The 1230-nt window shown below is 44.2% G+C and carries 2 protein-coding genes; both read left to right on the top strand.

Going from position 1 to position 1230, the window contains the following annotated elements:
- Positions 1–1005, top strand: a 1005-nt coding sequence (locus AC4J95_RS21045; protein WP_494551543.1) for an ABC transporter substrate-binding protein, incomplete at its 5' end; no start/stop codon positions are given.
- 63 nt (positions 1006–1068) lie between these two features.
- Positions 1069–1230, top strand: a 162-nt coding sequence (locus tag AC4J95_RS21040; protein WP_494551544.1) for an ATP-binding cassette domain-containing protein, incomplete at its 3' end; no start/stop codon positions are given.

Raw genomic sequence — 1230 nt, 5'->3', positions numbered from 1 at the left:
AGAAAAAATATTTTTAAAGCGATGTTAGGATTAGCGATTTGTGGAGGTTTTTTAGCTGGTTGTGGAAACGGCGGGGGAGATGCCAAAAGTGACAGCGGCGGCAGCTCTGATGGGAAAGTAACAGTTGGTTTCTCTCAGCTAGGCGCTGAGTCCCAATGGCGAACAGCCAACACCAAATCTGTTCAGGATGCAGCGAAGAACAATGACAAAATCACCTTAAAATTCTCTGATGCGCAACAAAAGCAAGAAAATCAAATCTCTGCTATTCGTAATTTCATCCAGCAGGGCGTCGATGTCATCGCGGTCGCACCGGTGGTAGAAACAGGCTGGGAAACGGTGCTGAAAGAAGCAAAAGATGCCAATATTCCCGTTGTTTTAGTTGACCGTCAAATTACTGGTAAAAATGTTGATGATCTTTATACCTCTTGGATCGGTGCGGATATGAAGGAAGAAGGCGTGAAAGCGGCGGATTGGTTGAAGGACTACTTGAAAGAACAAGGAAAAGAGAAAGAAGCGATCAACATTGCCCACCTGCAAGGAACAACCGGTTCTTCGGCTCAGGTAGGTCGGACAGAAGGCCTTGAAGAAGGGGTAAAAGCCAATAGCAATTGGAAAATCGTCGAGCAGCAATCTGGAAACTTCACCCGCGCGGAAGGAAAAGAGGTTATGGAAGCGTTCTTGAAGTCATCTGGCGATAAGATCAACGTATTGGTTTCTGAAAACGATGACATGACGATGGGGGCGATCCAAGCCATCGAAGAAGTCGGAAAAGTTCCTGGAAAAGACATCATCATTATTTCATTCGATGGAACAAATGACGCGTTGGAACAAATTGAAGCGGGAAAAATCAATGCCGTGGTTGAATGTAATCCATTATCTGGTGAAGACTTGATGGAAACAGCGATAAAAATCAAAAATGGGGAAGATGTTGAGAAAGAAGTATTTGTAGAAGAAGGAATCTTCGACGCGAAAAATGTAGAGGAAAACATGCCTCGTCCATACTAGTTAAACGAGGAGGGAATGTCTACTGTGCATTCCCTCTGATTTATACAAAGGAGAGAACAAAAAATGGCTGAAATTACTTTAGCATTAAAGAATATTTCAAAGGAGTTTCCCGGGGTCAAGGCGTTGGATGATGTCCAGCTCAATTTGTACAAAGGCGAAGTTCACGCCTTGATGGGAGAGAACGGTGCCGGTAAATCGACCATGATCAAGGTGATCACTGGTGTC

The sequence above is a fragment of the Enterococcus sp. GPZ-007 genome (assembly GCF_059374735.1).
Note: the sequence above shows the minus strand (reverse complement) of the source record. Positions and strands in the feature narration are given on the sequence as shown.